Source organism: Pseudomonas sp. NMI760_13 (assembly GCF_021283245.1).
Taxonomy (GTDB): domain Bacteria; phylum Pseudomonadota; class Gammaproteobacteria; order Pseudomonadales; family Pseudomonadaceae; genus Aquipseudomonas; species Aquipseudomonas peradeniyensis.
The window spans coordinates 140,204-165,793 of record NZ_JAJSRC010000005.1 but is presented as its reverse complement, the minus strand read 5'-3'; the positions used below and the strand labels follow the sequence as shown (position 1 = coordinate 165,793).

The following is a 25,590-nucleotide window of genomic DNA, read 5'->3' as shown; positions in this document are numbered from 1 at the left end:
GGCATTCTACGTGCCGGACTTCGAGATGGAAATCCAAAAGGAATCACAGGGAGTGTCAGGTATGCAGGCCAAGATGGCTGAACTCAATGCGCGTCTGGCGTCGGACGATAGCCTCGACGAGCAGATGGACAGCGTCGCCGAACTGGCGGCGGAACTGGGCTTCGATGCCCTGGTGTACGACTACAGCCCGGTGCCGCTGGATCATGTCGGCGAGCTGATCACCCCGAGTGTGGTCCGGCTGCGCCAGACCCCGAAGGACTGGCAGGACCTGTGGTGCTCCGAGGGCTTCTACCAGATCGACCCGGTGCAGCAGGTGGCGGTGTCCTCCATCGCGCCCTTCGTCTGGTCGTACCTGCCCAAGGGCGAGACCGTCCTGCAGCGCCACATCGACCAGCGCCACGCCCCGGTGGTCGGTTACCTGCACGACGCGCAGCTGACCTGCGGCGTGACCGTGCCCATCCACCTGCCACGGGGCGGGTTGGCGACCCTGACCGGCCTGCGCCCCCAGGCCAGCCAACGCGACCTGGACGACGCCCGGGAGCACCTGGGCGATTTCAGCCTGATCGCCCATGCCTTGCAGGAGGCGGCCTATCCCTTGCTGGCCAAGGCCTCCGCCACCCGCGTCATCCGCCTGACCCGCCGCGAGGTCGAATGCCTGCGCTGGGCCGCCGAAGGCCTGACGGCAGGGGAGATTGCCGAGAAGCTCAACCGCTCGCTGGCGACGATTTCCCTGCACCTGACCTCGGCCATGCACAAACTGGGGGCGAAAAACCGCGTCCAGGCGGTCGCCCGGGCGGTGCACTACCGCCTGCTGGACCAATGAAGCAACAAAAAAGGTCGAAAACCTAGAGAACTCTCTAGTTATGCCGCGCCGCGCGTAGGGTTATTGTGTGCTCCATGATTCGCACGGAGCCGGATGACATGGAACTCACCCAATCGCGTGAAGGTTTTGCCCCCTTCGGCAACTACAAGACCTGGTACCGCGTTACCGGTGACCTGGACTGTGGCCGCACCCCGCTGGTCATCCTGCATGGTGGCCCGGGTTGCACCTACGATTATGTTGACGCCTACAAGGATGTCGCCGCCGGTGGCTACCCGGTCATTCACTACGATCAGCTGGGCAACGGCCGCTCGACCCACCTGCCGCAGATGCCGGCATCGTTCTGGACGGTCAAGCTGTTCCTCGAGGAGCTCGACAACCTGCTGGAACACCTGGGCATCAGCGAGCGCTACGCGCTGCTGGGCCAATCCTGGGGCGGCATGCTCGCCAGCGAGCACGCGGTGCGCCAGCCACGGGGCCTGCGCTGCCTGGTGATCGCCAACTCGCCGGCCGACATGCGCACCTGGGTACGCGAGGCCAACCGCCTGCGTGAAGAGCTGCCCAAGGAGGTCCAGGACACCCTGTTGCGCCACGAGGCCGTGGGCGACTACACCGCAGCCGACTATATCGCCGCCACCCGGGTGTTCTACGACCGCCACGTGTGCCGGCTCAAGCCCTGGCCGGAAGAAGTGGCGCGCACCTTCGCCCAGGTGGATGCCGACCCGACCGTGTACCACGCCATGACCGGACCGAACGAGTTCCATATCATCGGCAGCACCAAGGACTGGACCATCGTCGACCGCCTGCCGCAGATCAATGTGCCGAGCCTGTTGATTTCCGGGCGTTATGACGAGGCCACGCCGCTGGTGGTCAAGCCGTACCTGGACCTGATCCCCGGGATCCGCTGGGCGCTGTTCGAGAACTCCAGCCATATGCCCCATGTAGAGGAGCGGGTGGCGTGCATGGGCACGGTGGTGAAGTTCCTCGACGAGAGTCTGTAGCGCGTAGCATTCGACCGTTTTCCCTTCCTCAGGCCTGTCCGGGCGTTGCCCGGCGGGCCTGAGTTTTTTGCGCGGTGTTGTCAGGTAGGGGCCAAGCCATCCACGCGCAAGGCGTCTGCGCTGAAAGACGCTGTTCAGGGGGCATCAGCTGGAGGGCTTGTCGCTAGCGTCCTGTCCTTGCTGGCCGAGATGCTGCCGGGCGGGTGACGGGGCGTCACCCTTGGCAACCTGCTCGGCCGCCTGCTGGCGTTGCAGCGCAAGTTGGTCGCTGCGTTCCCTGAGGCGGTCGGCGCCGCCTTCGGCAAAGGCCGAGGTGGCCGAGATCGTTGCCAGCAGGGCGAGTGCGCACGCTACGGATTTCATCACTGGAGTCTCCATCGATTGACCTGAAGGTCGGCCGCCTGGCGGCCGGGTTGAGGCAAGGATGGCGTGCGCGGATTTTCCCAGGATTAACAAGCCGTTCAGTTGGCCAGCAGTTGCTCGTGCACCCAGCCCTGGGCCGTAAGGACCATGGATCGGGTTTCCTCCAGCGGCTTGGCGGCGCTGGCGACCGCCTGGCCAAGCCCGGCGATATCGGCCTGGACCGCCGCGTCGTCGGCCCACCCCGGCAGTTCGGTGATCTGGTAGCTGTAGGTCACCTGGGACTGCTGGCGGCCATCGTGTTCGACAGGGGGGCTGAAGCCCTTGATGGTGGTGACCTGTGCCTTGCCGAAGCACAGGCCGCCGGTGCTGGCGCCGTTCGCCTCGCGCCGGGCATCGGCCTTGTAGTGGCGCCGGCCCTCGTCGGTGAGGTCGTAGGCGTAGTAGATATCGGTCCGCGCCGGCTGCCACAGGCGCTCCGGCACCTCGGTGCGGGCGACTTCCCGTTCGCTGACCACGCCGACCCGGGCCAGGGCGTGCAGGGCCTTGTTGGTGCCTTCCACATCGAAGTCACGGGTGCGCGTGGGGAAGGCGCTGATCACGAAACAGTGCGGGTACTGGGTGTCGAGGTAGGCCTGGGCAGCCTGGCGCAGGTCGGCTTCGCGGGGCTGTTGGCCGTCCGAGCAGCCGACCAGGCTCGCCAGCAGGGCCAGCGGTATGATCTTCCTGTCCATCGTAGGGCTTCCTTGAGTTGCCAATTGCAGGGATGCGCGCCGGCCGGGCCGGCTGGTGCGGGATTAGAACCCGCGGGCCAGAGCCCCTGCAATCGTGGCAAGACGACATATCCTCCAAGCTGTGCGCTGTTTCGCAGCACCCGCGCAGCGCCATGTCCGGCAAAATGCCGCTGCTCATCCATACTCCTCTGATCCGCCCTGGCGCCGTCGGGGCAACCGGCAACGGACAGACCTGCAACGAACACAGAGGAGCCACCGATGGCCAAGGGCGATGGCAAGAAACGCAAGGGCGATGCCACGGACAGACTCGGGCGCAAGACCTACGAGGCAGAACTGCGGCGGTTGCACGTCGAGCTGGTCAAGCTGCAGCAGTGGGTGGTGGAGAAGGGCCTGAAGGTGTGCATCGTCTTCGAGGGCCGCGACGGCGCCGGCAAGGGCGGCACCATCAAGGCCATCACCGAGCGGGTGAGCCCGCGGGTGTTTCGCGTGGTGGCGCTGCCGGCCCCCACCGAGCGCGAGAAGACCCAGATGTATGCCCAGCGCTACCTGGTCCACCTGCCGGCGGCGGGCGAGGTGGTGATCTTCGATCGCAGCTGGTACAACCGCGCCGGCGTCGAGCGGGTGATGGGCTTCTGCACTGACGAGCAGGCCCACAAGTTCCTCACCGTGGTGCCGATGTTCGAGCGCATGATGGTCGAGTCGGGGATCATCCTCATCAAGTACTGGCTCGAGGTCAGCGCCGAGGAGCAGACCCGCCGCCTGCAGGACCGCATCAGCGACGGGCGCAAGCTGTGGAAGCTGTCGCCGATGGACGTCAAGTCCTACAACCGCTGGGACGACTACACCCGCGCCCGCGACGACATGTTCGCCGCCTCCGACTCGTCCTGGGCACCCTGGTACATGGCGCGCTCGGAGGACAAGCGCAAGGCGCGGCTGAACATCATCAGCCACCTGCTGCAGCAGATCCCCTACAAGGACCTTAGCCACGCGCACAAGGTGTCGTTGCCCAAGCGCGGCAAGATCGGCAAGCACAAGGCGCAGCCGTATCCGTTCAAGGTGGTGGCGGAGCGGTTCTGACGCCTGGATCGACGCAAGCCGTGGCGGCGACTGTTCCGAGCACTCGGGCAAGGTGCACGTTGCGCTCCCCGGACAATCAGCCAGCAGACTGCATTCGCTCGACCAGGTCCCACAACCGCGGGTCGTCATAGTCCTCGATCACCAGCCTGGCCCCGGCTTCCAGCAACCGCTCGGCGGGCTGGGTGGTCGCCAGCCCGACGGTGAAGATGCCGGCATCGACGGCGGCCTTGACGCCTGGCAGCGAGTCCTCGAATGCCAGTGCCTGTCCGGCCTTGGCGTCCAGGCGCTGCAGGCCGGTGAGGTAGGGCAGGGGGTCGGGTTTGGGGCGCGCCAGCTCGTCCGCTACCAGCACATGCTCGAAACGCGTGGCCAGGTCCATGGCGCCGAGCATGTGCTCGGCGTTCAGGCGGGGCGCGTTGGTCACCACGCACATGCCGATGCCATGCCGCGTAGCGTGGTCCAGCAGGCGCAGCAGGCCGGGCATCGGCGCCAGGGTCGGTGACAGTTCGCGGAACAGTGCTTCCTTGCGTTCGGCCAGGGCCTGGCGGCTGGCGGCGTCGGCCTGGGGGAACAGTTCGGCGAACAGCAGGCCGTTGGAGCGACCGCTGACCTGAGTGTTGAACTGCTCCTGGGTCAGCTCGCGGCCGTCATGGTCGAACAGCAGCTGGCGAAAGGCTTGCAGGTGCAAGGTGTCGGTGTCGGTGAGGGTCCCATCGAGGTCGAACAGCAGGGCGGTCAGCATCGGGCATCCTGGGGGTGGAGAAACCATTCAGCATCATAAGGGATCAGGGGGGGGAAATGCACTTGGCTGGGGGCGTTCGAGGTGCTCGGCGGGAGCGCCGCCCGCGCGACGCAAGGCTCACAGGTACTACGCCAACCTGTAGGAGCGGCCTTGTGTCGCGAAAGGGCTGCGAAGCAGCCCCGGGGATTTCAGCGTTGTCGCAAAGATCGCCGGGGCCGCTTTGCGGCCCTTTCGCGACACAAGGCCGCTCCTACAGAGATCATGCCGGTTGAAAAATCTCAGCAAGACAGTTGCTCCTACATTTGTTGCAACGTGCCGAACCTGTCAGGCCATGGTTGCCTGCCTTGGTGCATGGCTTGGGAGTGGTGGGGCAGCAAAGATGCCAGCCGTTTGTGCGTTAGTATGAGCGGCCAGGCATTCCCAGCACGGAGCACACAACGCCATGCCTTTCGTCACTACCCGGAAAATTCTGTTTGGCGACTGCGATCCTGCGGGGATCGTCTATACGCCGCGCATCTCCTATTTCGTCATCGAGGCGATTCATGAGTTTCTCTCCCACCGCCTTGGCGGCGAAGGTCTGCGCACCTTGTTCGCCATGGGCGTGATGCCGCCGGCGCGGGCCCTGTCCATCGAATTCCTGGCGCCCATGACCTGGGGCGACCTGATCAGCGTGCAGGTCAGCAGTGGTGAGCCTGGTACCACATCATTCAGCTTCGCCGTGGAGGCGCGCGGCGCCGGCGGCGAGGTTTGCTTTCGCGCCAGCATGACCCAGGTGTGCGTCTGCCCCGAGAGCAAGCAGCCGGTTGCAGTGCCCGAGGCATTGCGCCAGGCGTTGTGCGAGCGCATGGGCTAGCGGGACACCGCGACGAATAGTTTTCCAATAAAAGAACAAACGTTTCAGCATCAATTGGATATGAAGTCCGAACGTGACCGGTTATTCAGTTGGCGTTTTTCGACCAATTAAGGTGTTGGCCACTGGTTGCTCTTGGGGAAAGCTGTTAGTTTCGCCACCGCTACGAAGCAAACAAGCAGGCCTGCAATGCGCCGCTTGCCGCCAGCCGACGCATCAACGGCTGGCTTGACAGGGAACGATAATAAAAATCCTAGGGAGGGATAACCGGATGAATCTGTACATCCGCCTGTTGCTGGCTGTCCTGCGCGGTTTCTTCAAGCCGCCCATGGCCCTGACCGACACGCTGCACCGCACGCTGCGGGTCTGGCCGAACGATATCGACATCAACAAACACATGAACAATGGTCGTTACATGACCATCGCCGACTTGTTCATGCTGGAACTTTGCCTGCGCGCGAAAATCCTCATTCCGGCCTTCAAGTTGGGCTGGAAGCCGATGCTCGGTGGCAACTTGGTTGTCTACAAGAAGCAACTTTCCATGTTCGAGAAGTATACCGCCGAATTCAGCATCTGCTGCCTCGACGAAAACTGGACCTACTTCCAGTACAGCTTCTTGAACATGGCTGGCGAAGTGGTCGTGACCGGCTACTCCAAAGGCGCCTGGGTCGGTCGCAAGGGCCTGGTCGCCAATGCGGTGATCGCCGAGAAGCTCAAGGTCCAGCCCACCACCGCGCCGATGCCCGAAGCCGTGAAGAAGTGGCTGGAGGCTGAAGCGCACGTCCTCGGCAAGGCCTGAGCCAGGCCGCGCCGCGGCCTCCTTGCCAGCCACCTGATACCTGCAACGCCTGTCCATTGCTCCACCGTCCCCGGCCTCTGGCCCGGACGTGCGCGGCAGGCTTTGCCGTGCCCGGCGTTCGCGCCGCACGTCGATCCATGAATGAGTAGGGAAACACCTCATGTCGAACACCTTGCTGTTGATGCTGGCCTTTTTCGCCGCCTTCCTGCTGGTCGCCGAGCTGTTCAGGCGCTACCGCCTGGTGGGCCTGACCTTCTTCGTCCTGTCGCTGCCGGCGCTGCTGGTGCCCAACGCCAACCTGTTCATGCGCATCAAGACCATCAGTGTGTTGCTGCCCATGTGCTTCCTGGCCTATGCCCGCTACAAGCCAAGGATCGAAGGCTTCATCTACAAGCTCATCTACGTGGTGATCGTGCTGAACATCATCGAAGCCTCGGTGATCGACTGGCAGACCGGAAACATCCTCAACATCGTCGCCGCCGTGGGCCTGATCGTCTGCCTGCCGTACTCGCGCAAGCATTGGGAGATCTCTGGCCGTCACAATGATTTCGTGGTGCGTGTCCCGGCCTACTGGCCCTACCTCTACACCACCTGGAACCTGTGCTTCCTGTACTCGGCACGGATCACCACCTTCGGCTACGCCCTGCCGCTGTTGCTGGCACCGGTGGCCTACGCCTTGCTCCTGCGTCGTTCGGACCTGTACTTCCAGGCCCGTGCCTACACCTTTGGTTTTTACCTGTTCGTGCGCACGCTCGCCGGCGACACACCGTTGATGAACCTGCCCGCCTTCGACCTGACGGGCTGGTACAGCCCCGACGCGGCCCTCGCCTGGAGCGTGGCCAACGTGATTTTCACAGGCGCCTGCCTGTACAGCTACGGCGCAAGCCGCAACAAGAACAAAGCGATCGAACAAGGAGTTTGAAGCATGTTGGAAGTCATCCTGCTGGCGTTTTTCATCACCGTCAGCCCCGTGATCATCCTGATGAGCAAGACCCGCGCCGAGCCGTTGAAGCATGTGTACGTGGGCCTTTACTACGTGAAGTTCGTGCCGCTGCTGCTGTCGCTGTACGCGATCAACCTCGGCACCAGCTTCCTGGCCTGGAAGTGGGTCCAGTTGAAATGGCTGCTGCCTCGCTACTTCGGCTACCGCCACTACAACCGCGATTCCATCTCGATGGAAAGCACGCCGATCCCGGGCACCGACTACCACATGGGCTACATCCCGAAAAAGCTGCCCGCCGAGCTGGTCTACCGCTGGAGAAAGGACAAGGTCTACCACAACTACATCCAGTCGATCATCAAGGCCAACCGCGACTACTACAAGGTGCCGCTGGGCCAGTTCCCGCAACCGACGGCCATCTCGGACGAGGACCTGCGGGTGTTCCTGATGTCGTCGCAGATCACCCACTACCTGCAGACGGTCGATGGCGTGTCGACCTTCGACATGCGTGACTTCACCCGCGAGATCCGCCTGTCCAGCTCGGTGTTCGACGTGGCCAGCATCGCCATTGCCGAGGATTTTGCCGCCGACAGCATGCGCATCACCCTGCGCGACGGCTTCAGTGTCGGCCCGGGCGAGCCGCACTGGGACCTGGCCAAGGTGTACTTCATGTCCAACACCATGGTGTTCTTCATCCTCGGCGCGCACCTGCACCACCACCTGTTCTTCGCCGAAATGGGCGCGGCGTTCCTGTTCAACCTGGTGCCCAGGGAGTCGAACTTCCACAAGCTGATGGACCCGCACACCGCCTACATCCTGATGCTCAACCACCAGTTCAAGGAATCGCCGCTGTCGCTGCGCGAAACCACCGGCATCGCCGACAAGTTCCTCTACAGCTGCATCGGCTACTACTCGGCGCAGACCTTCTACAAGGTCGGCTATGAAAACGCCCTGAACATGTACAACAAGCGCGAGACCGAGGACCAGGCGCTGACCCAGAAGTTCGAGATCAGGTTCGCCATCCCGTTCGACCAGTACCTCAATGGCCAGCACGCGCTCAACGCCCAGTACCGCGACTACTACGCGGCGGTGCTGAAGTTCGTCTCGGCCAGCTACGACGACCTGCTGCGCGACGGCTCCGAGCCTTACATCAACAACTGGGTCGCCGAGCTGTGCCGCTACGTCAACCTGCCGTGCCAGCCCGGCGACAAGGCCTTCAACATCGAGGTGATCGCCACCTACATCTGGTACGTGTCGTTCGTCCACTCCCTGGAGCACTACCAGTTCCACAAGTACAAGATGAACTACTGCCTGCTGACCCGGGTGCCGTTCTCGGTCGCCAGGCACCTGCCGCAGGACCAGGTGTTCAGCCAGTACGACATCTGGAAGTCCAAGCACATCGTGCACACCTTCGGCAAGAACCACCTCAATGCCGGCGTGTCGGAAAGCTATGCCGACCTGGACTACAAGTTCCGCGACCTGGCGCTGATCGACCGGCAGGAGCAGTTGAAGAAAGAGGTGCTGGGCCTGCTGGACAAACACCAGACCCCGAACGAGGCGATCGCCTTGTCCATTCGCTACTGAGGCAGGGCGGGGAGGGCCGGCGACGAAGGGGACTGTTCAGTGTTTTGAAAAAAGAGTACAAATGTACTCCATGGACACTTTATCCCCCAAACGCCGCGCCATCCTCGGGTTCATCCGCGAGCGCATCACCGATCAAGGCCAGCCACCGTCGCTGGCCGACATCGCCGAGCGCTTCGGTTTCGCCTCGCGCAGCGTGGCGCGCAAGCACATCACCGCCCTGAGCCAGGCCGGGTTCATCGACGTCACGCCCAACCAGGCGCGTGGCATCCGCCTGGCCGAGCCCCTGCGCCGGCCCGAGATCCTCGAGATACCGGTACTTGGCCAGGTCGCCGCCGGTGCGCCGATCGGCCCCGACCTCGATATCCACGAGCAGTTGCTGCTCGACCCCAGCCTGTTCCGACGTACCCCCGACTACCTGCTCAAGGTGCGCGGCGACTCGATGATCGACGACGGCATCTTCGACGGCGACCTGGTCGGCATCCGCCAGCAGGGCGAGGCCCGTGACGGGCAGATCGTGGTCGCCCGGCTCGACGGCGAGGTGACCATCAAGCGCCTGCAGCGCACCCGCGACGGCTATCGCCTGCTGCCGCGCAACCCGGCCTATGCCCCCATCGACGTGAGCCCCGGGCGCGAGTTCTTCATCGAAGGCGTGTTCTGCGGCCTGCTGAGGCGTGACTGATGGGCGCCGTGGTCGAACTCGACCGACTGCTCGACCAGCGCCAGGTATGGCGTGGACGGCAGGCCCAGGCGCGTGCGCAGGGCCTGCAACCCACCGGGCATGCCAGCCTCGACCATCGTCTGCCGGAAGGTGGCTGGCCGGCGGCGGCACTGAGCGAGCTGCTGCTGGCCAGCCCCGGCTGCGGTGAGCTGCAACTGCTCTGGCCGACACTCGCCCGGTTGACCGGGGAGGGGCAGCGGGTGGTGCTGGTGGCGCCGCCGTTCATTCCCTACGCGCCGGCCTGGCAGGCCGCTGGCGTCGACCTGCGCTGGCTGGTGCAGGTTGACGCCGAGGCGGCCGATGCCTTGTGGGCGGCCGAGCAGTGCCTGCGCTCGGGCAGTTGCGCCGCCGTGCTGTGCTGGCCAGGGTACGCCGACGACCGTGCCCTGCGGCGTCTGCAGGTGGCCGCGGAGACCGGCGACGCGCTGGCGTTTGCCTGTCGCCCGCACCAGGCCGCGCTGAACCCATCACCCGCCGCCCTGCGCATCGCCCTCGACCTGCGTCCGGCGCAGTGGCGCGTGCTCAAGTGCCGGGGCGGCCTGGCGCCGGCCACGCCCATCGCCTGCCAGGGACGGGAGTGATGCGCCATGCTCTGGGCCTGCATTTTGTTGCCACAGCTGGCGCTGGACACCGTCCTGCGCGAACGCGACGACCCCGAGGCACCGCTGGTGCTGCTCGGCGGGCCGCTCCAGCGCCGTGTACTGCGGGCGGTCAACCCGGCGGCCGCTGAGCTGGGCCTGCGTGCCGGGCAGACGCTGACCGCCGCCCGTGCCCTGGCCGACGGATTTACCTGCGTCGAGGTCGAACCGGCGCGCATCGAGCAGTTGCAGCAGTTGCTGGCTGCCTGGGCCTATCGTTTCAGCGCCCAGGTCAGCCTGCACTATCCGCGGGCGTTGCTGCTGGAGGTGGGCTCCAGCCTGCAGCTGTTCGGCCCCTGGCCGCTGTTCGAGGCCCGCCTGCGCGAGGAACTGGCGGCACTGGGGCTGCGCCAGCGCATTGTCGTGGCCAGCAATCCGGTGGCGGCGAGGATGCTCGCTAATGGCCATGACGGCCTGGCGCTGACCTGCCCGCAGGCCACCCGCGCCGCCTTGCTCGAGATGCCCGTCGAGCGTGTCGGCCTGCCCGCCGAAGCGGCCGAGGCCTTCGCCCGCATGGGCCTGCAGCGGCTCGGGCAGGTGCTGGCATTGCCGCGCGATGCCTTGGCCAGGCGTTTCAGTGTCCAGGTGCAGTTGCACCTGGACCAGTTGTTCGGCCTGCGCAACCTGGGGCTGGACTTCTACCAGCCGCCCGATCGTTTCGAGGCGCGGCTGGAGCTGAATTTCGACGTCGAGTCGCATCAGGCGTTGCTGTTCCCCTTGCGTCGCCTCATCAGCGACCTGGCGGCTTTCCTCGCCGGGCGCGACTGCGGCGTGCAGCGTTTCGAGCTGCACCTGGAGCACGCCGAAGGCGCGGACACCGTGCTCAAGGTCGGCCTGCTGGCCGCCGAGCGTGACGCCTCGCTGCTGTTCGAGCTGGCCCGTGGTCGCCTGGAGCCGCTGCGTATCCCGGCGCCGGTACGCAACCTGCGCCTGTTGGCCGCCGACCTGCCGCCATTCGTGCCCCAACGCCAAGCGCTGTTCGACCCGCGTGCACAGCAGGCCCAGCCCTGGGAGCAGCTGCGTGAACGGCTGCGGGCGCGGCTCGGTGACGAGGCGGTCAGGGGCCTGCGCGCCGAAGCCGACCATCGCCCCGAGTGCGCCTGGCAAGGCGTGGAGCAGGGCGCCCAGGGCCAACGGGTGATGGCCCCTGGTCGTCGTCCCGGTTGGCTGCTGCCCACACCCCAGCTCTTGAGCGAGACCGGCCTGCAACTGCTGGGGCAGGCCGAGCGCATCGAGTCCGGCTGGTGGGACGGTGGCGACGTGCGCCGTGACTACTACCGCATCGAGACCCGCGACGGCCTGCGCGGTTGGGCCTTCCGTGACCTGGCGAGCCCCGGGCCGCTGTGGTTGCAGGGCTGGTTCGCATGAACAGCCCGGATTATGCAGAGCTGCACTGCCTGTCGAATTTCAGCTTCCAGCGCGGCGCCTCCAGTGCCGACGAACTGTTCCGCCGCGCCCGCGAGCAGGGCTACCAGGCCCTGGCGATCACCGACGAATGCACGCTGGCGGGGATTGTCCGGGCCTGGCAGGCAGCGAAGCAGCATCAGCTGAAGCTGATCGTCGGCAGCGAGGTGCGGGTGCACCAGGGGCCGAAGCTGGTCCTGCTGGTGGAGGACCTTGCCGGCTACCAGAACCTCTGCGCGCTGATCACCCGCGCCCGGCGGCGTTCGGAGAAGGGCCGCTACCAGTTGCTCGCCGAGGACCTCGAGGCCCATCACCAGGGCCTGCTGGCGCTGTGGGTGGCCGAGCCCGACGATGGCGCCGGGGCCTGGTTGCGGCAGCTGTTCGGCGAGCGCCTGTGGCTGGCGGTGCACCTGCACCGCGGGGCCGATGACTGCCAGCGTCTGGCGCAGCTGCGCGCGCTTGGGGCGCGGCTGGATATCCCGCTGGTGGCCTGCGGTGATGTGCACATGCATGTGCGCGGGCGGCGGGCTTTGCAGGACTGCATGACCGCCATCCGCGAACATTGCGCGGTCGCCGAGGCGGGGCGCTTCCTGTTCGCCAACGGCGAGCGCCACCTGCGCTCGCTCGACCAGCTGCGCGAGCTGTACCCCGCCGATCTGCTCGCGCAGACCACCCGGGTTGCCGGGCGCTGCACTTTCGACCTGTCGCAGTTGAAGTACCAGTACCCGCGGGAGCTGGTGCCCGAAGGGCATACCCCGGCCAGCTGGTTGCGTGAACTGTGCCGGCGCGGCCTGCCCGAGCGCTGGCCCCAGGGGCCGAGCGACAAGGTGCGCACGGTGCTGGAGCGGGAGCTGGCACTGATCGAGGAGCTGGGCTACGAGAGCTACTTCCTGACCGTCCACGACATCGTCGCCTTCGCCCGCCGCCAGCGCATCCTCTGCCAGGGGCGCGGTTCGGCGGCCAACTCGGTGGTGTGCTTCGTCCTCGGCATCACCGAGCTCGACCCCATGGAACACCGCCTGCTGTTCGAACGCTTCCTTTCCCGCGAGCGCAACGAGCCGCCGGACATCGACGTGGACTTCGAGCATGACCGCCGCGAAGAAGTGATCCAGTACGTGTTCCGCCGCTATGGCCGGCACCGTGCGGCACTTACCGCCGTGGTCAGCAGCTACCACGCCGCCGGGGCGGTGCGCGACGTAGCCCGGGTGCTCGGCTTGCCGGCCGACCAGGTGGACGCCCTGGCCAAGTGCTGCGGGCGCTGGAGCGATCGCATCCCCGATGCCGGGCGTCTGGCCGAGGCCGGTTTCGACGCCCACAGCCCCTCGCTGCGGCGCATCCTGGTGTTGGCGGGGGAACTGATCGGCTTTCCCCGGCACCTGTCGCAGCATCCCGGTGGCTTCGTCATCTGCGAGCAGCCGCTGGACCGGCTGGTGCCGGTGGAGAACGCAGCGATGGCCGAGCGCACGGTGATCCAGTGGGACAAGGACGACCTGGACATGGTCGGCCTGCTCAAGGTCGATGTGCTGGCGCTGGGCATGCTCAGCGCGCTGCGCCGCTGCTTCGACCTGATCGCCCGGCACCGGGGGCGCGAGTACACGCTGGCGACCCTGCCCAAGGAGGACCCGGCCACCTACGCCATGATCGGCCGTGCCGAGACCATGGGCGTGTTCCAGATCGAGTCGCGGGCGCAGATGGCCATGCTGCCCCGGCTCAAGCCGGTGAAGTTCTACGACCTGGTGATCGAGGTGGCCATCGTCCGTCCCGGGCCGATCCAGGGCGACATGGTCCACCCGTACCTGCGCCGCAGGCTCAAGCAGGAGCCGGTCACCTATCCATCGGAAAAACTCCAGGCCGTCTTCGAGCGCACCCTGGGCGTGCCGTTGTTCCAGGAGCAGGTGATGGAGCTGGCCATGGTCGCCGCCGACTACAGCCCGGGCGAGGCCGACCAGCTGCGCCGCAGCATGGCCGCCTGGAAGCGCCATGGCGGGCTGGAGCCGCACCGCGAGCGGCTGGTCGCGGGCATGCTGCGCAATGGCTACGAACTGGCCTTCGCCGAGCGCATCTTCGAGCAGATCAAGGGTTTCGGCAGCTACGGCTTCCCCGAGTCCCACGCCGCCAGTTTCGCCCTGCTGTGCTATGCCAGCAGCTGGCTCAAGTGCCATGAGCCGGCGATCTTCACCTGCGCGCTGGTCAACAGCTGGCCGATGGGCTTCTACAGCCCCGACCAGCTGCTGCAGGAGGCCCGCCGCCAAGGGATCGACGTGCGCCCGGTGGATGTGTTCCATAGCGACTGGGACTGCACCCTGGAAGCCGTGGGCGAGGGCGCGCTGGCCATCCGCCTGGGGCTGCGCCAGATTCGTGGCTTTTGCGAAGACGATGCCCGTCGCCTGGCGCAGGCGCGGGCACAGCGTCCGTGGCGCGATGTCGAGGACCTGTGCCTGCGCGCCGGGCTCGATGCTCGGGCCCGTGCGCGCCTGGCGGATGCCGGAGCGTTGCGCGGGCTGGCCGGTGACCGCCACCAGGCGCGCTGGCAGGTGGCGGCGGTGCAGGCGCAGTTGCCGCTGTTTGCCGAGGTCGAACCTGTGTTCGAGCAGGCGGTGTCGTTGCCGCTGCCGAGTGTCGCCGAGGACCTGGCCGCCGACTACGACAGCCTGGGCACCACCCTCGGTCCGCATCCGTTGACCCTGCTGCGTTCTCGCTTGCGGGCGCTGGGTTGTCGCAGCTCGACGGAACTGGCGGGGGTCGAGCATGGCGACACGATTGCCGTGGCCGGCATCGTGGTCGGCCGGCAGCGTCCGCAGACCGCCAGTGGCGTGACCTTCGTCACTCTCGAGGATGAGCACGGCATGGTCAACGTGGTGGTCTGGCGCGACCTGGCCGAGCGCCAGCGGCGGGCGCTGGTGGGCTCGAAATTGCTCAAGGTGAGCGGGCGCCTGGAGCAGGAGAGCGGGGTGCGCCACCTGATCGCCCGACGACTGGAGGACATCAGCCCCTTGTTGCAGGGGCTGGATGTACGCAGTCGAGATTTTCACTAACAGGTAATGCTGGACCTCAGCGTAGCTCGACCTGCGCGCACAGTCCCCCTTCGGCACGGTTGCGCAGGGTCAGGCTGCCGCCCATGGCCTGGGTCAGTTGCTGGGCGATCGCCAGCCCCAGCCCGGTACCGCCGGTGCTGCGGTTGCGCGAACCCTCGACCCGGTAGAACGGCTTGAGCACGTCGTCGAGTTCCGCCTCGGGGATGCCCGGGCCATCGTCGAGCACGCGGATCAGGGTCACGCCGTTCTCGCAGCCCACCTCCAGCTGCGCGGCGCCGGAGAACTTGAGGGCATTGTCCACCAGGTTCACCAGCACCCGGCGCAAGGCATGGGGACGGGTTTGCAGGGTCGCCTGGGCGCTGCCGCGGCGGTCCACCCGGGCGCCGCTGTCCTGGTAGTCGAATACCAGGGAGTCGAGGAAGGCGTCGAGGTTGACCCGGCATGGCGCCTCGGTGCCGCTGTCCATGCTGCGGGCATAGGCCACGCCTTCGCGCACCAGGTGCTCCATGGCGTCCAGGTCGTGCGCCAGCTTGTCCTTCTCCTGGCCGTCGTCCATCTGCTCGACCCGCAGCTTCATGCGCGTGATCGGCGTCTGCAGGTCGTGGGAAATGGCGGCGAGCAGCTGCATGCGCTCCTTGAGGTAGGCGCCGATGCGCGCCTGCAGCGCATTGAAGGCCACGGCGGCGTAGCGCACCTCGCGCGGGCCGCTCTCGTCGAGCTGCGGGCCAGGGCTGTTCGGGTCGAGGTTGTCCACCGCCTGGACCAGGCGGGTCAGCGGGCCGATGGCCAGGCGCACGGCCAGCCAGGTGCAGGCCAGCAGCACCGCCAGCTGGATCAGCAGCACCACCGGCAGCCAGGTGGCCACCGGCACCGGGGCAGGGGTGACGTCGATGGTCAGCGGCGCGCCGTCGGCCAGGCGCAGGTGAGCCTGGAAGTGCGCGTTGGGGCCGGGAATTTCCTGGAAGGTCAGGGCGTAGCGGTCACCGATGGCCTTGACGATGGACTCGGCGGCCATGGGCGGGTCGGCGCTGGGCATGGCCTCGCCGGGCAGGCCGCCGTCCAGCCGGTAGCGGTAGGTGCGCCGTTCCAGGCGCGACAGCCAGGCCGGGCGCTCGGCGGCGGGCAGGCGGTCGAGGATGGCCACCGAGGTTGAGACATCCAGCTCCAGGTTGCTGAGCATCATCGAGCGGCTGCTGACGTACCGTTCGTAGGCCTGCAGGCTGAACGACAGGCCATAGGCCAGCACCAGCCCGGTGAAGAAGATCAGGGCCAGGCGCGAGGCCAGGGTGCGCGGCCATTTCATGCCGGCGACTCCAGCAACTGCACCGGTAGCGAGAACACGTAGCCTTCGCTGCGCACGGTCTTGATGCAGGTCGGCTCGCGGGCGTCGTCGCCCAGGCGCTGGCGCAGGCGGCTGACCAGCAGGTCGATGGAGCGGTCGAAGATGTCCGCCTCGCGGCCCTGGGTGAGGTTAAGCAGTTGCTCGCGGCTGAGCACCCGCTGCGGATGGTCGAGGAACACCCGCAGCAGGCGGTACTCGGCCCCCGACAGCGCCACCAGGGTACCTTCGTTGTCGAGTAGGTGGCGGGCGGTGGTGTCCAGCCGCCATGGGCCGAAGGCGATCAGCCGGCTGCTCTCGCTGATGGTCAGGTTCGGCGGCAGCATGCGCGTGCGGCGCAGCACGGCGTTGATCCGCGCCAGCAGCTCGCGGGCGGAGAACGGCTTGGTCAGGTAGTCGTCGGCGCCCATCTCCAGGCCGATGATGCGGTCGGTCTCGTCGTTGCGCGCGGTGAGCATCAGCACCGGCGTGTTGCGGTGCTTGCCGGCGCGCAGTTCGCGGCACAGCAGCAGGCCGTCGTCGCCGGGCATCATGATGTCGAGGACGATCAGGTCGACGGCGTTGTTTTCCAGGAAGGCGCGCATCTGCCGGCCATCGGCGACGATGCTGGTGCGCAGGCCGTTCTTCTTCAGGTAGTTGCCGACCAGTTCGCGGATCTCGCGGTCGTCGTCGACGATCAGGATGTGATCGGCGTGTTCCATCGGGGTGTCCTTGTACGTGGGGAATGGGCGCAGTGTACCGAGCGGGTTCGAGCTTGCCTGCCCGGGTTTGTATTGCAGTGTATCTGCTGGCGGCACAGATACAGGAAGAAGCACGGCGGCCCCTGGCTGGACACATGCGCGATACCTGGCAGGCGTGAAATGGCTCTCGACCGGGGAGTAAAGCCTTCCCAAACCAGAATCCGCACAAGGAGACACGCCATGAACCTCAAGACCCTCGCCAGCGCCGCCCTGTTTGCCGTCCTCGGCCTCGGCGCCCTGACGGCCCAGGCCAGCAGCAGCTCGCTGAACGACGCCAGCGTGATGCAATACCGCTACGGCGACCGGCTGGATGTGAAGAAAGTGCTGTCGGTGAAGGATGAGCCAGGCACCACCTGCGGGCCGGTGAAGACTCGCATGGACTACCTCGACTCCCAGGGCAAGCCGCAGAGTGTCGAGTACCGCTCATACGCCACCAGTGGCTGCCATGACAACTGAGGCGCGCGGCAAGCGCCGCCTGCTCAAGGCCGGCGGCGTGGCCCTGGCCCTGCTCGGGCTGGGCCTGGCCGGCCACCTGCTGGCCAGGGACAGCTACGGCCCCATGCCGTCGCTGGCGGGGGCCGAGCAGTGGCTCAACTCGCCGCCGCTGGATGGCTCCGCGCTCAAGGGCAAGGTGGTGCTGGTGGACTTCTGGACCTACGACTGCATCAACTGCCGGCGCAGCCTGCCCCATGTCAATGATTGGGCGCGGCGCTACGGCGAGCAGGGGCTGGTGGTGGTCGGGGTGCATACGCCGGAGTACGACTACGAGCACGACCTGGACAATGTCCGGGCCCAGGTGCAGCAACTGGGCATCGCCTACCCGGTGGCGGTGGACAATGGCTACCGGATCTGGAACGCCTGGGGCAACCAGTTCTGGCCGGCGCATTACTTTGTCGATCGCAAGGGGCAGGTGCGCCATGTGCACTTTGGCGAGGGGGATTATGCGGGGCAGGAGCGGGTGATTCAGGCGTTGTTGAATGAGCCGGGTTGATCCGTTGTCCGCTCTGGCCCTATCGCGGGGCAAGCCCGCTCCCACGCAGATTGCTGGACGGCGGTCGTGGGAGCGGGCTTGCCCCGCGATAGGGCCGGCCCAGGCAACATCATTCCCCTAGCCGCTGCTCGCGTGACGGCGGATAGCCGAAATACGCCGCATAGCACTTGCTGAAGTGCGATACCGAGACGAACCCGCAGGCCACCGCCACCTCCATCACCGACAGGTCCGAATACTGCAGCAGGCGCCGGCTCTTGGTGATGCGCAGTTCCATGTAGTAACGCCGGGGCGAGGTGCCCAGCTGGGCCTGGAACAGGCGGTCGATCTGCCGCCGGGAACGCCCGGAGTAGGTGGCCAGCTGGTCGAGGCTCAGGGTCTCCTCGAGGTTGTTCTCCATCAGCTCGACGATGGTGCGCAGGTGCAGGCTCATGGACTTCTTCGCCCCTGGCCCGACCTGGCGATAGCGCGCCCCGGAGAACGACAGGATCTCCTCGACGCCTTCGGCCAGGGCATCGCCGTACAGCCGCCTCACCAGCCCGAGCATCAGCTCCATGGCGCCGTTGGGGCTGGCGGCGCTCAGGCGGTCGCGGTCGAGGGTGAAGCTGGCCGGGGTGATGCGTGTCTGCGGGCTGATCTCGGCCAGGCTGGCGCGCTGCTCGGGGTGCACGCTGCAACCATAGTCGTCGAGCACCCCGGCGCGGCCGAGGAACCAGGCGCCGTTCCACAGCCCGCCGAGGGTCATGCCGTGGCTGGCGCAATCGCCCAGCAGGCGGTCGAGGTCGGGGTATTTCAAGGGTGTGCGCAGGCCGCCGCAGATCACCAGCAGGTCGAGGTCCTGCAGGCTGCGCGGCGCCAGCGGACTGGCCACCAGTTCCAGGCCCAGGTCGCTGAGCACGCGATCGCCCGCCAGGGACAGCGGGGTGGAGGTGAAACTGTCGGCACGCAGCAGGTTGGCGGTGACCAGCACGTCCATCGCCACGGTGAAGCTGGCCATGGAGAAATGCTCGAGCAGGACGAAGTCGACGCGGTAGGGGCGCTGGTTGCCGGCATCGCCGGACTTGAGCCGCAGCATGTTGCTGGTGCTGGTCTTCTTGCTGAACTGGCGTGGCGTGGGCACTGCGGACTCCGCTTCCTGGCTGGCGCGCACGAGTGTGCGGCGGGACGCGGGGAAAGACAACAGCGGCGCTCGCTGGCGCTGAAAGCACAGCGCCCCCTCGAGAGGGGGCGCCGGTCATGCAACTGGGCTTAGAAGTCGCCGCGCAGGGTGAACATGTAGCTGCGCGGGGTGCCGTAGGTGGTGCCGCGGGTCCAGTAGCCCATGGAGTCGAAGTACTTGCGGTCGAACAGGTTCTCGACGTCGACGCCGACGGTCCAGTGTTCGTCGAGCTTGTAGGCGGCGCGGGCGTCGAAGATCGCACGGCCGCTGTTGTACGCCTCGTTGTAGGCATCGACGTAGGAGTTCTGCGCCGAGACGCCACCGCCGACGCTCAGGCGGTTCCATTCACCCGGGAAGGTGTAGTTGGTGTTCACGCGCACCATGTGTTTCGGGGTCTGCGCCGAGATCGGGCCGCCCTCGGACGAACTGGTGGTGTTGTAGGTATAGCCGGCCGCGACCTGCAGGCCCGGCAGCAGTTCGCCGGTGGCCTCGGCTTCGAAGCCCTTGCTGCGGTTGATGCCATCGCCGTTGGTCCAGCAGCGGCCGGCCGGGTCGGTCGGGCACTTGCCGCGGTTGGCCGTATCCTGCAGGGCTACGTCTTCCTGCTCGATGTAGAACACGGCGAAGGACACGTTCAGGCGCTTGTCGAACAGCTCACCCTTGATACCGGTCTCGTAGTTCGAGCCGACGGATGGGTCCAGCACGCTGCCGCTGACGGTACGGTAGTTGGACTGCGGCAGGAAGATGTCGGCGTAGCTGGCGTACCACGACCACTGGTCGTTCAGGTCGTAGATCGCACCGACGAAGGGCGTGAACTCTTCATCCTGGCGACTGGTCGTCACCTTTGGGCCGTTCCAGGCTTCGTTCTTGTACCAGCTCAGGCGGCCACCGAGGACGAAACTCAGGTCTTCGGTCGCGTGCAGGCGGGCGCTCAGGTAAGTGCCGTAGCGGGTGTCGATGGTGTCGTCCATGGACTTCCAGCCGTTACGCTGCAGCTCGGGGATATTGCTGTGGTCGGGATCAAACACATTGAGCGGGATAGGGCTCGGTAGCGCGATGGTGTTGTCCTTGTCGTTCATCTTGCGCTTGGACCAGTTGGCGCCGAGGGTCAACTGGTGGGTCAGGCCGAAGGCCTCGAAGGTGCCGTCCAGGTGGCCGTCGACGGCATTGGAGGTCACATCGAACTTGTGATAGCTGACGGTGTTGACCGTCGGACCGCCGGGAGCGTTGTACTCCAGGGTTTCCCGCGCGCCCCACTCGATGGCGCTGCGGTTGTAGCCACCCTCGGAATGGGACAGCGCCAGCTTGGCGGTCCAGTTGTCGTTGAAACGGTGGGTGAGGTCGGCAAACACCTCGTCCATGTCGGTCTGCAGCTTGGTCCAGTCCTGGCCCAGGTAGGTCGAGCGCTTCAGGTGCGGGTTGCTGCCATCGGGGTTGTTGGGGATGCCCAGCACGCTGTAGCCGTCGATGCGCGAGGTCTGGCGGCGCAGGCCCAGGGCGACGGTGGTGGCGTCGTTCAGGTCGGCCTCGACGATCCCGTACAGCAGTGGCCGCTTGGACTTGGTGACGTCGGTGAAGTAGCCGCGGTCCTCATAGGAGGCGACCATGCGCCCGCGCAGGGTGCCCTGGGGGTTGAGGCGGCCACTGGCATCCAGGTCCAGGCGATAGTTGTCCCAGGAACCGGCGCGGGTGATCACGGTGAAGCGCGGGTCGGCGGTCGGGCGCTTGCGCACCAGGTTCACCGCGCCGCCCGGGTTGCCGGCGCCGACCAGCAGGCCGGAAGCACCGCGCAGCACTTCGACGCGGTCGAAGATCGCCATGTCCGGGGTCATCCAGCCGGTGTAGGCGTAGGCCTGCCCGGGCACGCCGTCGACCATGTAGCTTTCGTCGGTAAGGTCGAAGCCACGGGAGCTGAAGTGGTGGTTGCCGTAGCCGCGGTTGGCGCGGGTGATACCGGTGGTCTGGGCCATCACCTGGTCCAGCGAGACCAGGTTCTTGTCGTCCATCAGCTTGCGGGTGACCACGGTCACCGACTGCGGGGTTTCACGCAGCGATTGCGCGGTCTTGCCGATGGTCACCGCACCGGTGGTGTAGGAGTTGCTGCCCTCGGTGGTGGCGCCGAGCACCTGGCCGTTGATGGTGGTGGCGTCCAGGGTCATGGCCGAACCGGACTCTGCCGCGCCGCTGATGATCAGGGTGTTGTCCTGCACGCTGTAGCGAATCCCGCTGTTCCTGAGCAGCTCCCCAGCTGCCTGGGTTGGCGAGAAGCGGCCCTTGACCGGGCTGCTGCGCAGGCCCTGGACGGTTTCCGGGCTGAACAGCACCTGCAGGTTGCCCTGGCGACCCAGCTCTTGCAGGGCGCTGGCCAGCGACTGGGCCGGGATGTCGAAGTCCTGCTCCTGGGCCTGCACCTGGGCGGCCAGCGGCAGGGACAGGGCGAGGCCGAGGGTTGCCATGGCCGGCGAGGAGCGCAGCATCCGGCGCAGCATCAGCGCTTTGCTCAAAGGGGTCAGGGTGTTGGCTGGTATTGGCATTTTTATGCTCTGGCTCAAGGTACGCAAAGTAAATGAAAATTATTCCGTTGCGAGTAGGACGCATGCGAATGCCAAAACCGGAAAAATAATTATTGCGGTTGGTAGAGGCGTGACCTGCGACTTCCCTGTAGGCAGGGTTGATTCAGCGTGCGGCAATAGGGGAACGAGCGGTGCGGCGGGGAATTTAAGCGGCGCGGGCGGTGACAGGGCCACCGCCCGTGGCGGAGGGGTCAGGCGGGCAGGGCCGGTTCCTGGTTGCGTTCGACCAGGATCTTGCCGCTGTGCATGCGCACCAGCTGGTCGGCCACCGGGAAGTAGCGGTCGTCGTGGGAGATGACGATGATGGTCTTGCCCTGCTGCTTCAGCTCCGGCAGCAGCTCGGTGTAGAACACCCGGCGGAAGGCCGGGTCCTGGTCGGCGGCCCACTCGTCGAACACCAGCACCGGGCGCTGGTCGAGCCAGGCATTGATCAGCGCCAGGCGTTTGCGCTGGCCGGTGGACAGGTCGGTGGTGGTGAAGCTGCCGTCGCGGATCCCGACCTTGTGGGCGATGTCCAGGCGCTCGAGGTACTTGGCGGCCTCCGGCGGCAGCTCGGCGAGGCCCGGCAGCGGTTCGTCGAACAGGTAATAGTCGGCGAAGATGGTGGTGAACAGCTGGCGGTAGTCGTCCAGGCGCTGCGGGGTAACTGTCTCGCCGTTGAGGCGGACCTCGCCCTGTTGCGGGGTGTACAGGCCCAGCAGCAGCTTGATCAGGGTGGTCTTGCCGCAGCCGTTCTCGCCGACGATGAAGACGATGTCGCCCTGGCGGATGGTCAGGTCCACCGGGCCCAGGTGGAACGGCTGGCTGCCTTCGACCTGGGGATAGTCATAGCGCAGCTGGCGCAGTTCGATGGAGGCGACCTCTGTCACCTGTGGCGCGCGGTCGCTGACCAGCAGGTGCGGTTCGGGCGAGGAGAAACGCTGGGACAGTTCGGCGATCCGGCGCAGGGCGATCTGTGCCCGGCTGATGCTCGGCAGGTTGGTGATCAGCTGTTCCAGCGGCCCCTTCATGTACAGCATCACCAGCACGAAACCACCCAGCACGGTCTTGTCGGTGCTCGGCCACAGGGCCTGGAAGGCGATGGCGATGCCGATCACCGCGAAGAACAGCATCGAGCCGAAGGTCTCGGCGCTGACGAAGATGTTCGCCGCGCGGATGTTGGCCTTGCAGATGCGTTCGGTGGCGCCGTGGATCAGCTGGTCGTGCATATGCTGGCGGCGCTGGCGCTGGATGCGCAGCTCCTTGGCGCCGCCGGAAAGGGCCTGGTAGTGCTTCTGCAGCTCGTCCTCGTTGTTGCGCGCGGTAAGGATGTTCTTCATGCCGTGGCGATGGGCGAGGAACTGCGCGCCGGTGCCGACCACCACGGTCAGCACGGTGACCAGCAGGATCTGCCAGGACAGCAGCGCCAGGTAGGACAGGCAGCCGAGGGTGACGGTGAAGGCGATGACCATCGGCGCCACTGACAGGGCGAAGGCGCTGATGGTGCTGACGTCATTGAGCAGCACCGGGATCAGGCGGTGGGCGCGGTAGCGCTCCAGTTGTGCGATCGGCGCCACCAGCACCTTGGCGGCCAGTTCGCGGCGCAGGCGCGCCACCACCTTCTGCCCGACGTAGTTGGTCAGCAGGTTCGAGCCGGTGGAGCAGGCCAGGGTCAGCAGGCACAGGCCACCGAACAGCAGGGCGGTGCGGGTGTCCGGCCCGCCCACGGCGTTCATCGCGCTGTTGATGGTGGCCAGCAGGGCGGTGACGCTCAGGCCGCTGACCACGCCGAGGGCCGCCGAAAGCGCGACCAGCATCCAGAACGGCTTGAGTATCCGCAGGGTTTCCTGGGCGAGGCTGGGGGTCTTGGACGTCATGGAGTCATCTCGTGAGTATTCGTTGGCGCAGGGCGGCGGACCAGGCCCTGATCTTGGTAGACGAGAGGGTTTTGCGCGGATTTAGTGGCGAGGCGGATCCGGCGCCAGGGGCGCCGGAAGTGGGGAGGGCTTAGAGCTCGCGGGCGACACGGAAGCCGATCCAGTCGCCGCGCAGGGTGGAGCTGCGTTCGTTGCGGTTGCCCGAGCGGGAGAAGATCGGCGCCTCGGTGTAGTCGTTGCCGCGGATCACCCGGCGGTCCTCGCATTCGCTGCTGTTGGTCTGCGGGCTGCCATCGGTGGGGGCGGTGGCGTAGCTGTCGACGTAGCAGTCGCGGGTCCACTCGTAGACGTTGCCGTGGCCGTCGTAGACGCCGAAGGCGTTGGGTGGGAAGCTGCCGACGGGCGAGGTGAAGGAGAAGCCGTCCGTGGGGCCGTAGGTGTTGGCGTGCTTGGAGATCTGGTACTTCTGCTCGTCGTTGTCATCGAGGGGGAAGGGGAACGGCCCGGTGCTGCCGCCGCGCACGGCGTATTCGCGCTGGGATTCGCTGAGCACCTTGTAGACCTTGCCGGTCTTCTTCGACAGCCACGAGGCGTAGGCCTCGGCCTCGTGGAAGTTCAGGCACACGGCGGGTTGGCGGTCACCCTGCTGGTAGCGCGGCACGCCCGCGATGCATTCGCGGCCCGGGCGGGTGTCGCCGTTGGGGACCTTGTAACCGCTGGCCTTGAGGTAGGCTTTCCATTCGCCGTTGGTGATCTGGTATTGGCTGACGGCAAAGGCTTTCTTGAACGTCACTTCGTGCAGCGGGCCCTCGTCGTCTTGCCGACCTTTTTCGTCATTCGGGGTACCCATCATGAAGCTGCCAGCGGGCAGCACCACCATTTCCGGGCAGGTCTTGGCGCAGTCGCGGAACACCGTGCCGGGTTTGTGCGCGGGCGCCGCGGCCAGGGCCGGCAGGCTGCAGGCGACCAGCAGGGCGGCCAGGGTGAGGCGGTTCAGGGGTGCGGTCATGGGGAAGCCTTGTTCAGGGTTGCTGGGCAGACAGCGGGAGTTCGTGCTGATGAACGAAATGAACGAGGCGATGTTTAAGGGTGGGTTGTAACAAGTGTTTGGCGGGAGAGGTGTGGCGCCTATCAGATCGAGCGCCGCCCGCGCGGCGCATCGCGGCGCAAGGCCGCTCCTACATCTGTTTCGGGCCAGTTATGCCTGAGAGTGAGGCGGCGCCCGCCTTGGTGCATGCCTTGAGGCAGGTGAAGCGGCAGCGGTGCCCACGCTGGAACCGCGTCGGACCAACAAGGCGGACCAGGTAATGGCACAGGATTGACTGGCCCGAAACAGATGTAGGAGCGGCCTTGCGCCGCGCGGGCGGCGCTCGATCTCGAGAGCGCTGCAAGGCTACAGTCAAGCGCTAGCGCCTCAACTCAACCCAACTCAAGCCAGATCGGCGCATGGTCCGAAGGCTTCTCCATCCCCCGCAGCTCATAGTCGACCCCGGCGGCCTTGACCCGTGGCAGCAAGCCCTGGGAGGCCATGATCAGGTCGATGCGCAGGCCGCGCTTGGGCTCGTCCTCGAAGCCGCGGCTGCGGTAGTCGAACCAGCTGAAGCGGTCGGCCACCTCCGGGTGCAGGTGACGGAAGCTGTCGACCAGGCCCCAGCCCTTGAGCCGCTCCATCCACTCGCGCTCCTCGGGCAGGAAGCTGCACTTGCCGGTCTTCAGCCAGCGCTTGGCGTTGTCCGCGCCGATGCCGATGTCGCAGTCCTGGGGCGAGATGTTCAGGTCACCCATCACCACGACGGGCTGGTCATTCTTGAACTGCCCTTCGAGCAGGGCCTGCAGGTCGCTGTAGAAGCGCTGCTTGGCCGGGAACTTGGTGGGGTGGTCGCGGCTCTCGCCCTGGGGGAAGTAACCGTTCATCACGGTGATCGGCGTGCCGTCGGCATCGGCGAAGGTGCCCCAGATGAAACGACGCTGGGCGTCCTCTTCATCGCTGGCAAAGCCTTTGAACAACGACAGCGGCGCCTGGCGCGAGAGCAGGGCGACCCCGTAGTGGCCCTTCTGGCCGTGGTAGTGCACGTGGTAGCCGAGCGCCTCGACGTCGGCCAACGGGAACTGATCGTCGCTGACCTTGGTTTCCTGCAGGCCGATCACGTCCGGCTGGTGTTTGTCGATCAGCGCCGCCAGCTGGTGCGGACGGGCGCGCAGGCCATTGATGTTGAACGAGACGATCTTCATG

The 25,590-nt window shown here is 66.3% G+C and carries 23 protein-coding genes; 13 read left to right on the top strand and 10 right to left on the bottom strand.

Features of this window, described 5'->3' with window-relative positions:
- Positions 1 to 61: 61 nt before the first annotated feature.
- Positions 62 to 823 carry a LuxR family transcriptional regulator gene (locus tag LU671_RS07595; protein ID WP_203646892.1) on the top strand — a complete coding sequence of 254 codons (762 nt, stop codon included), beginning with the start codon at positions 62 to 64 and terminating at the stop codon, positions 821 to 823.
- Positions 824 to 921: 98 nt separating this feature from the next.
- Positions 922 to 1,821 (top strand): proline iminopeptidase-family hydrolase, encoded by a 900-nt coding sequence (locus tag LU671_RS07590; RefSeq protein ID WP_186733290.1) that lies wholly within the window; start codon positions 922 to 924, stop codon positions 1,819 to 1,821.
- 144 nt (positions 1,822 to 1,965) lie between these two features.
- On the opposite strand, the gene LU671_RS07585 is transcribed toward LU671_RS07590, so the two are convergent.
- Both LU671_RS07585 and LU671_RS07580 read right to left on the bottom strand, forming a co-directional pair.
- Positions 1,966 to 2,184 carry a hypothetical protein gene (locus tag LU671_RS07585; RefSeq protein WP_203646890.1) on the bottom strand — a complete coding sequence of 73 codons (219 nt, stop codon included), beginning with the start codon at positions 2,182 to 2,184 and terminating at the stop codon, positions 1,966 to 1,968.
- 98 nt (positions 2,185 to 2,282) lie between these two features.
- Positions 2,283 to 2,915, bottom strand: coding sequence for a hypothetical protein (locus LU671_RS07580; protein WP_232855264.1), 633 nt, complete (start codon positions 2,913 to 2,915; stop codon positions 2,283 to 2,285).
- A gap of 258 nt (positions 2,916 to 3,173) precedes the next feature.
- Here LU671_RS07580 and ppk2 point away from each other — a divergent pair, with 258 nt between their 5' ends.
- A complete protein-coding gene (gene ppk2, locus LU671_RS07575; RefSeq protein ID WP_232855262.1) occupies positions 3,174 to 3,992 on the top strand; it encodes a polyphosphate kinase 2 in 819 nt (272 codons plus the stop codon).
- 76 nt (positions 3,993 to 4,068) lie between these two features.
- On the opposite strand, the gene LU671_RS07570 is transcribed toward ppk2, so the two are convergent.
- A complete protein-coding gene (locus LU671_RS07570) occupies positions 4,069 to 4,734 on the bottom strand; it encodes an HAD family hydrolase (RefSeq protein ID WP_232855260.1) in 666 nt (221 codons plus the stop codon).
- Between the two features lie 442 nt (positions 4,735 to 5,176).
- On the opposite strand from LU671_RS07570, the gene LU671_RS07565 reads away from it, so the two are divergent.
- From LU671_RS07565 to LU671_RS07530, 8 genes are all read left to right on the top strand, one after another.
- Positions 5,177 to 5,587 (top strand): acyl-CoA thioesterase, encoded by a 411-nt coding sequence (locus LU671_RS07565; protein WP_232855258.1) that lies wholly within the window; start codon positions 5,177 to 5,179, stop codon positions 5,585 to 5,587.
- 268 nt (positions 5,588 to 5,855) lie between these two features.
- Positions 5,856 to 6,383, top strand: coding sequence for a thioesterase family protein (locus LU671_RS07560; RefSeq protein ID WP_198743174.1), 528 nt, complete (start codon positions 5,856 to 5,858; stop codon positions 6,381 to 6,383).
- Between the two features lie 160 nt (positions 6,384 to 6,543).
- The gene (locus LU671_RS07555; protein WP_232855250.1) at positions 6,544 to 7,305 is read left to right on the top strand and encodes a hypothetical protein; all 762 of its coding nucleotides are present in this window, start codon (positions 6,544 to 6,546) and stop codon (positions 7,303 to 7,305) included.
- A 3-nt stretch (positions 7,306 to 7,308) separates the two neighbouring features.
- On the top strand, positions 7,309 to 8,907 hold the full coding sequence (locus LU671_RS07550; RefSeq protein WP_232855244.1) for a hypothetical protein: 1,599 nt from the start codon (positions 7,309 to 7,311) through the stop codon (positions 8,905 to 8,907).
- Between the two features lie 61 nt (positions 8,908 to 8,968).
- Positions 8,969 to 9,586, top strand: a complete 618-nt coding sequence (lexA, locus tag LU671_RS07545; protein ID WP_232855242.1) for a transcriptional repressor LexA — start codon at positions 8,969 to 8,971, stop codon at positions 9,584 to 9,586.
- Entirely contained in the window at positions 9,586 to 10,206 is a 621-nt protein-coding gene (gene imuA, locus LU671_RS07540; protein ID WP_232855234.1) for a translesion DNA synthesis-associated protein ImuA, read from the top strand. Before lexA ends, imuA begins: the two co-directional genes overlap by 1 nt.
- A gap of 6 nt (positions 10,207 to 10,212) precedes the next feature.
- Positions 10,213 to 11,631, top strand: coding sequence for a Y-family DNA polymerase (locus LU671_RS07535; RefSeq protein WP_232855232.1), 1,419 nt, complete (start codon positions 10,213 to 10,215; stop codon positions 11,629 to 11,631).
- A complete protein-coding gene (locus tag LU671_RS07530) occupies positions 11,628 to 14,702 on the top strand; it encodes an error-prone DNA polymerase (protein ID WP_232855230.1) in 3,075 nt (1,024 codons plus the stop codon). The genes LU671_RS07535 and LU671_RS07530 overlap by 4 nt, the downstream gene beginning before the upstream one ends.
- 16 nt (positions 14,703 to 14,718) lie before the next feature.
- Here the strand turns inward: LU671_RS07530 and LU671_RS07525 are convergent, their stop codons facing one another.
- Positions 14,719 to 16,005, bottom strand: coding sequence for a sensor histidine kinase (locus LU671_RS07525; protein ID WP_186733277.1), 1,287 nt, complete (start codon positions 16,003 to 16,005; stop codon positions 14,719 to 14,721).
- Entirely contained in the window at positions 16,002 to 16,742 is a 741-nt protein-coding gene (locus LU671_RS07520) for a response regulator (RefSeq protein WP_050705623.1), read from the bottom strand. Before LU671_RS07520 ends, LU671_RS07525 begins: the two co-directional genes overlap by 4 nt.
- A 219-nt stretch (positions 16,743 to 16,961) precedes the next feature.
- Between LU671_RS07520 and LU671_RS07515 the strand changes: the two genes are divergently transcribed.
- Both LU671_RS07515 and LU671_RS07510 read left to right on the top strand, forming a co-directional pair.
- Positions 16,962 to 17,237: a DUF2790 domain-containing protein gene (locus LU671_RS07515; protein ID WP_203646871.1), complete on the top strand. Its 276-nt coding sequence runs from the start codon at positions 16,962 to 16,964 to the stop codon at positions 17,235 to 17,237.
- A gap of 19 nt (positions 17,238 to 17,256) precedes the next feature.
- Positions 17,257 to 17,772 carry a thioredoxin family protein gene (locus tag LU671_RS07510; RefSeq protein ID WP_442964123.1) on the top strand — a complete coding sequence of 172 codons (516 nt, stop codon included), beginning with the start codon at positions 17,257 to 17,259 and terminating at the stop codon, positions 17,770 to 17,772.
- 109 nt (positions 17,773 to 17,881) lie between these two features.
- Here LU671_RS07510 and LU671_RS07505 read toward each other — a convergent pair whose 3' ends face one another.
- From LU671_RS07505 to xthA, 5 genes are all read right to left on the bottom strand, one after another.
- Positions 17,882 to 18,889 (bottom strand): GlxA family transcriptional regulator, encoded by a 1,008-nt coding sequence (locus tag LU671_RS07505; protein WP_232855227.1) that lies wholly within the window; start codon positions 18,887 to 18,889, stop codon positions 17,882 to 17,884.
- A 128-nt stretch (positions 18,890 to 19,017) separates the two neighbouring features.
- The gene (locus tag LU671_RS07500) at positions 19,018 to 21,462 is read right to left on the bottom strand and encodes a TonB-dependent siderophore receptor (RefSeq protein ID WP_050705626.1); all 2,445 of its coding nucleotides are present in this window, start codon (positions 21,460 to 21,462) and stop codon (positions 19,018 to 19,020) included.
- Positions 21,463 to 21,692: 230 nt separating this feature from the next.
- Positions 21,693 to 23,357, bottom strand: a complete 1,665-nt coding sequence (locus tag LU671_RS07495; protein ID WP_203646866.1) for a cyclic peptide export ABC transporter — start codon at positions 23,355 to 23,357, stop codon at positions 21,693 to 21,695.
- A gap of 130 nt (positions 23,358 to 23,487) precedes the next feature.
- Positions 23,488 to 24,366: a formylglycine-generating enzyme family protein gene (locus LU671_RS07490; RefSeq protein WP_232855225.1), complete on the bottom strand. Its 879-nt coding sequence runs from the start codon at positions 24,364 to 24,366 to the stop codon at positions 23,488 to 23,490.
- A 410-nt stretch (positions 24,367 to 24,776) separates the two neighbouring features.
- Positions 24,777 to 25,589, bottom strand: coding sequence for an exodeoxyribonuclease III (xthA, locus tag LU671_RS07485; RefSeq protein WP_232855224.1), 813 nt, complete (start codon positions 25,587 to 25,589; stop codon positions 24,777 to 24,779).
- Position 25,590: the final 1 nt, after the last annotated feature.

What these genes read in the sequence shown, in the direction of transcription:
- xthA (WP_232855224.1), bottom strand. Translation starts at nt 25,589, where the DNA reads ATGAAGATCGTCTCGTTCAACATCAATGGCCTGCGCGCCCGTCCGCAC.
- LU671_RS07550 (WP_232855244.1), top strand. Translation starts at nt 7,309, where the DNA reads ATGTTGGAAGTCATCCTGCTGGCGTTTTTCATCACCGTCAGCCCCGTG.
- LU671_RS07595 (WP_203646892.1), top strand. Translation starts at nt 62, where the DNA reads ATGCAGGCCAAGATGGCTGAACTCAATGCGCGTCTGGCGTCGGACGAT.
- LU671_RS07490 (WP_232855225.1), bottom strand. Translation starts at nt 24,366, where the DNA reads ATGACCGCACCCCTGAACCGCCTCACCCTGGCCGCCCTGCTGGTCGCC.
- LU671_RS07555 (WP_232855250.1), top strand. Translation starts at nt 6,544, where the DNA reads ATGTCGAACACCTTGCTGTTGATGCTGGCCTTTTTCGCCGCCTTCCTG.
- LU671_RS07530 (WP_232855230.1), top strand. Translation starts at nt 11,628, where the DNA reads ATGAACAGCCCGGATTATGCAGAGCTGCACTGCCTGTCGAATTTCAGC.
- LU671_RS07515 (WP_203646871.1), top strand. Translation starts at nt 16,962, where the DNA reads ATGAACCTCAAGACCCTCGCCAGCGCCGCCCTGTTTGCCGTCCTCGGC.
- lexA (WP_232855242.1), top strand. Translation starts at nt 8,969, where the DNA reads ATGTACTCCATGGACACTTTATCCCCCAAACGCCGCGCCATCCTCGGG.
- imuA (WP_232855234.1), top strand. Translation starts at nt 9,586, where the DNA reads ATGGGCGCCGTGGTCGAACTCGACCGACTGCTCGACCAGCGCCAGGTA.
- LU671_RS07495 (WP_203646866.1), bottom strand. Translation starts at nt 23,357, where the DNA reads ATGACGTCCAAGACCCCCAGCCTCGCCCAGGAAACCCTGCGGATACTC.
- LU671_RS07585 (WP_203646890.1), bottom strand. Translation starts at nt 2,184, where the DNA reads ATGAAATCCGTAGCGTGCGCACTCGCCCTGCTGGCAACGATCTCGGCC.
- LU671_RS07520 (WP_050705623.1), bottom strand. Translation starts at nt 16,742, where the DNA reads ATGGAACACGCCGATCACATCCTGATCGTCGACGACGACCGCGAGATC.
- LU671_RS07525 (WP_186733277.1), bottom strand. Translation starts at nt 16,005, where the DNA reads ATGAAATGGCCGCGCACCCTGGCCTCGCGCCTGGCCCTGATCTTCTTC.
- LU671_RS07500 (WP_050705626.1), bottom strand. Translation starts at nt 21,462, where the DNA reads ATGCCAATACCAGCCAACACCCTGACCCCTTTGAGCAAAGCGCTGATG.
- LU671_RS07570 (WP_232855260.1), bottom strand. Translation starts at nt 4,734, where the DNA reads ATGCTGACCGCCCTGCTGTTCGACCTCGATGGGACCCTCACCGACACC.
- LU671_RS07565 (WP_232855258.1), top strand. Translation starts at nt 5,177, where the DNA reads ATGCCTTTCGTCACTACCCGGAAAATTCTGTTTGGCGACTGCGATCCT.
- ppk2 (WP_232855262.1), top strand. Translation starts at nt 3,174, where the DNA reads ATGGCCAAGGGCGATGGCAAGAAACGCAAGGGCGATGCCACGGACAGA.
- LU671_RS07560 (WP_198743174.1), top strand. Translation starts at nt 5,856, where the DNA reads ATGAATCTGTACATCCGCCTGTTGCTGGCTGTCCTGCGCGGTTTCTTC.
- LU671_RS07580 (WP_232855264.1), bottom strand. Translation starts at nt 2,915, where the DNA reads ATGGACAGGAAGATCATACCGCTGGCCCTGCTGGCGAGCCTGGTCGGC.
- LU671_RS07535 (WP_232855232.1), top strand. Translation starts at nt 10,213, where the DNA reads ATGCTCTGGGCCTGCATTTTGTTGCCACAGCTGGCGCTGGACACCGTC.
- LU671_RS07590 (WP_186733290.1), top strand. Translation starts at nt 922, where the DNA reads ATGGAACTCACCCAATCGCGTGAAGGTTTTGCCCCCTTCGGCAACTAC.